At 70.6% G+C, this 3,256-nt stretch carries 4 protein-coding genes; 3 read left to right on the top strand and 1 reads right to left on the bottom strand.

Annotation, left to right across the window (positions count from 1 at the left end; all coding sequences use genetic code 11):
- The coding region (locus tag ABNT58_RS06950; protein WP_348752771.1) for a signal recognition particle protein at nt 1-949 on the top strand (949 nt) is incomplete at its 5' end.
- 82 nt (nt 950-1,031) lie between these two features.
- Nucleotides 1,032-1,781, top strand: coding sequence for a DUF2726 domain-containing protein (locus ABNT58_RS06945; protein ID WP_348752770.1), 750 nt, complete (start codon nt 1,032-1,034; stop codon nt 1,779-1,781).
- 4 nt (nt 1,782-1,785) lie between these two features.
- On the opposite strand, the gene ftsY is transcribed toward ABNT58_RS06945, so the two are convergent.
- Complete coding sequence (gene ftsY, locus ABNT58_RS06940; RefSeq protein WP_348752772.1) at nt 1,786-3,066, bottom strand: signal recognition particle-docking protein FtsY; 1,281 nt, start codon at nt 3,064-3,066, stop codon at nt 1,786-1,788.
- Between ftsY and ABNT58_RS06935 the strand changes: the two genes are divergently transcribed.
- Nucleotides 3,065-3,256: hypothetical protein (locus ABNT58_RS06935; protein ID WP_348752773.1), on the top strand; the 192-nt coding region annotated here is incomplete at its 3' end. The genes ftsY and ABNT58_RS06935 overlap by 2 nt on opposite strands.

Here is a 3,256-nt window from a genome sequence, read left to right as displayed (position 1 = left end):
GGTGACGCGCCAGGCCGGCGCCGAGTGGTTTGCCAGCACGCCCGAGCAGAAGCCGCACGACATCGCGCTGGCCGCGCTGGATTACGCGCGCAAGCACTACTTCGACGTGCTGCTGGTGGACACCGCCGGCCGGCTGGCCATCGACGAGGCCTTGATGGCCGAGATCCGCGACCTGCACGCCACGCTCAAGCCGGTGGAAACGCTGTTCGTGGTCGACGCGATGCAGGGCCAGGACGCGATCAATACCGCCAAGGCCTTCAAGGAGGCGCTGCCGCTGACCGGCATCGTGCTGACCAAGCTGGACGGTGATTCGCGCGGCGGCGCGGCACTGTCGGTGCGGCAGATCACCGGTGCGCCAATCAAGTTCGCCAGCGTGTCCGAGAAGATCGACGGCCTGGAGGTGTTCGACGCCGAGCGCCATGCCGGCCGCGTGCTGGGCATGGGCGACATCGTCGCGCTGGTCGAGGAAGTGCAGAAGGGCGTGGACATCCAGGCCGCGCAGAAGCTGGCCACCAAGCTCAAGAGCGGCGACAACTTCGACCTCAACGACTTCCTGTCGCAGATCACGCAGATGAAGAAGATGGGCGGCCTGTCCAGCCTGATGGACAAGCTGCCGGCGCAGATGACCGCCAAGGCCGGCCAGCCCGACATGGACCGCGCCGAGCGCGAGGTGCGCCGCATGGAAGGCATCATCAATTCGATGACGCCGCTGGAGCGCCGCAAGCCCGAGCTGCTCAAGGCCAGCCGCAAGCGCCGCATCGCCGCCGGCTCGGGCGTGCATGTGCAGGAGGTCAACCGCCTGCTCAACCAGTTCGAGCAGATGCAGGGGATGATGAAAAAGATGAAGGGCGGCGGCCTCATGAAGATGATGAAGCGCATGGGCGGCATGAAGGGCATGGGCGGCCTGGGCGGTGGTGGCGGCTTTGGGGGCCTGGGCGGCCCCCGCTGAAACGCTTGGTCACCTTTGCGCGGTTGTAGCCAGGGGCCTGGAGCGCTACGGTCCCCCGCTGTAGCAATCGCAACACAAGGGCATGGACGACGCTTGGATCTGGTTCGGAGCAGGCATCGCCGGCACACTCTCTCTTCTGGCGCCGTTCTGGCTGCGCGTGCAGCGCAAGTCCAAGGTGCAGCAAGCCCTCGACCGGCTGGACACGCTGGCCAACTGGCCGCCTGAAGCCACCCGCGTGCTCGACCTGCATGAGCGCCTGGCCCTGCAGGCCCTGCACCGTGCACTGCCCGACCACCTGATGCTGGCCGCAGTGCCGCTGGCGGGCTTTTTGAACGTGCCGCGTCGCCACTCGTACACCGAATGGCTGCAGCGCGTGGGCCACCTGAGTGTGGACCTGATGGTGTGCGACAGCTCGTCGCAGGTGGTGGCCGTGGTGCTGCTGCGCAAACCCAACGACAGCGCCAAACGCCTGCGCCGCACCGAACGCATCGTGCGCGTGCTGGAGGCGGCCCGGGTGCGTGTGCTGGTGCTGACCTCGGGCGCCCTGCCGCCCGCGGATGCGCTGCGCGAAGCGGTGTTGAAGGCTGCCCGGCCCGGCGCTCCCGCGCCTGCACCCGCTGCCGCCGCCGAAGAGCCGGCCACCGACGCGGCCCTGGCCACGCCACCGCGCCACGGCCCGGCCCATGGCCTGGGCCTGCCGGTGCCGCTGGTGCTGGAGCGCCACCCCAACACCAGCGCGCCCGCGGAGCGCGAAACCCCGCCGTCCACCTGGTTCGACGACCTCGATTCAGGCACCGAAGCCGGGCCGCCGCTGCGACCCGGTTCGATCTAGACCATCAGTTCAACAACGCCTGCGCGAACTCACGCGCGTTGAAGGTCTCCAGGTCGGAGAGCTGCTCACCCACGCCGATGAAGTACACCACCAGCGGGCGCAGGCCCGGCTGCTTGGCGCTGCGCTCACGCGCCCACAGCGCGATGGCGGCCAGCACGCCGCCCTTGGCCGTGCCGTCGAGCTTGGTGATGATCAGGCCGCTGACCTGCAGCGCCTCATCGAACGCCTTGACCTGCATCAGCGCGTTCTGGCCGGTGTTGCCGTCCACCACCAGCAGCACCTCGTGCGGCGCATCGGGCTGCGCCTTGGCGATCACGCGGCGGATCTTCTTCAGCTCTTCCATCAGGTGCAGCTGGGTGGGCAGGCGGCCGGCGGTGTCGGCGATCACCACGTCGCATTCGCGGGCGCGTCCGGCCATCACTGCGTCGTAGGTCACGGCCGCGGGGTCGCCGCCTTCCTGGCTCACCACTTCCACCCGGTTGCGGCCGGCCCACACCGTGAGCTGCTCACGCGCGGCGGCCCGGAAGGTGTCGGCCGCGGCCAGCAGCACCTTCTGCTCGGCATCGGCCAGGTGGCGGGTGAGCTTGCCGATGCTGGTGGTCTTGCCGGCGCCGTTGACGCCCACCACCATCATCACCGTGGGTGTGGCCTCGCCGATCACCAGCGGCCGCTCCAGCGGCTGCAGCAGCGCGGTGATGGCATCGGCCAGCAGGCCCTTGACCGCCACCGGCTCCGTCACGCCGGCTTCCTTGACGCGGCGCTTGAGGTCGTCGAGCAGCCACTGCGTGGCCTTGACGCCGGCATCGGCCATCAGCAGCGCGCTTTCCAGCTCTTCGTACAGCGCATCGTCGATCTTGGTGCCCGAGAACACCTGGGCGATGCTGGAGCCCGTCTTGCGCAGGCCCTGACTGAGCTTGCTGACCCATTCGGTGCGCTCCAGCGGCGCATCGAAGTTGGCCATCGCGCCGCGCAGGTCGCCATGCACCGGGGCAGCGGCCGGGGCGCGTGGCACCGGCACGGGTGCAGGACGCGGCGCCGTTGCTGGACTCGCCGGCGCGGCGACCGGCGGTGCCGGCGGCGGACGCAGGGTGCGCAGGTCCACACCGGGGGGCGCCACCGGAACCGGCGCGGGTGCGGGTGCGGGTGCGGGTGCATGTGCGGGTGCAGGGGCGAACACCGGCGCCTGGGGTGCGGGCACCGCTGCCGGCGCCGCGGGGACCGGTTGCACGGCCGGCGGGTGGAAGGCGGTGACGGGCGCCCCTGTCGGCACCGCCGCAGCCGGCATGGGTGCGACGGCCGGTGTCGGGACGGGCGTGGTCACGGGCACTGCAGCCGGTGCAGGCACCGGCGCCGGCGCGGGCGTGGCCAGGGGCGCGGGCCGCAGCGTGCGCAGGTCGACCGCGGGCGGCCCCGGCGGTGGCGGGGGCGGCTTCTTCTTGAAAAAACTGAACATGCGCAGATTGTCGCGCGTGACG

Source organism: uncultured Aquincola sp. (genome assembly GCF_964001545.1).
Classification (GTDB): domain Bacteria; phylum Pseudomonadota; class Gammaproteobacteria; order Burkholderiales; family Burkholderiaceae_C; genus Aquincola.
The sequence above is the reverse complement of the archived record's forward strand: the minus strand, read 5'-3'. Positions and strand labels throughout refer to the sequence as shown.

What these genes read in the sequence shown, in the direction of transcription:
- ABNT58_RS06945 (WP_348752770.1), top strand. Translation starts at nt 1,032, where the DNA reads ATGGACGACGCTTGGATCTGGTTCGGAGCAGGCATCGCCGGCACACTC.
- ftsY (WP_348752772.1), bottom strand. Translation starts at nt 3,066, where the DNA reads ATGCCGGCTGCGGCGGTGCCGACAGGGGCGCCCGTCACCGCCTTCCAC.